The sequence below is a fragment of the Fulvivirga aurantia genome (genome assembly GCF_009711475.1).
Classification (GTDB): domain Bacteria; phylum Bacteroidota; class Bacteroidia; order Cytophagales; family Cyclobacteriaceae; genus Fulvivirga; species Fulvivirga aurantia.
On record NZ_SMMD01000188.1, the window covers coordinates 1 to 874 of the forward strand.

The following is an 874-nucleotide window of genomic DNA, read 5'->3' on the forward strand; positions in this document are numbered from 1 at the left end:
TGTGAAAGTGATTTCACTGAAATATTAATAGCGGAACTTTCAGAGTTGGGCTATGACTCTATGATGGAAACCGATAACGGCCTGGAGGCTTACATAAAACCGGTTTTCTTTAATCGTGATAGTATTGAGGCTCTGGTAAAAAAATATCCTCAGGCTCATATAACTTACGATATTGAGGAGGTAGTAGAAAGAAATTGGAATGAAGAATGGGAGAAAAACTACGACCCTATCCATGTTGATAAAGACATACTCGTAAGGGCCACTTTTCATAAACAAGAGCCTGATTTCCCGTACGAAATTGTCATAAATCCCCGTATGTCTTTTGGCACGGGTCATCATGACACCACATACCTGATGCTTAAAAACCAACTGGGAGTAGACCATGAAAATAAGCGTGTAATTGATGCTGGTTGTGGAACAGGCATTTTGGCCATCATGGCCGAAAAGTTGGGTGCCAAAGAAGTTGTAGCTTACGACAACAACTCATGGAGTACCGAGAATGCGCCTGAAAATATAGAGCTCAATGACTGCAACAATATTGAGGTTCAGGAAGGCACTATTGACACGATTAATCTTGAGGGTGTGTATGACATCATATTAGCCAACATCAATAAAAATGTGCTCTTAGAAGAAATGCCGCTGTATGTAAAGAATATTAAGTCGAAGGGTCATATTATTTTTAGTGGCTTTTATGAAACTGATGCTGAAGATTTAAAGTCTGCTGCTTCTCAACATAAACTTGAGCTCCAACACGCTGCTACAAGAAATCAGTGGTGCTCTCTTGTATTTAGGAAAAATTAATAGTAGGTCAATTTTTTCTAATCAATTTACGTTAAACTTAACACAATTGGTTAATTCATAATATTTTAGGAAT

General features: G+C 37.9%; 1 protein-coding gene. It reads left to right on the forward strand.

Annotated elements, in window-relative coordinates; translation table 11 throughout:
• Window positions 1–801: 50S ribosomal protein L11 methyltransferase (gene prmA, locus E1176_RS00580; RefSeq protein WP_155208648.1), on the forward strand; the 801-nt coding region annotated here is incomplete at its 5' end.
• Window positions 802–874: the final 73 nt, after the last annotated feature.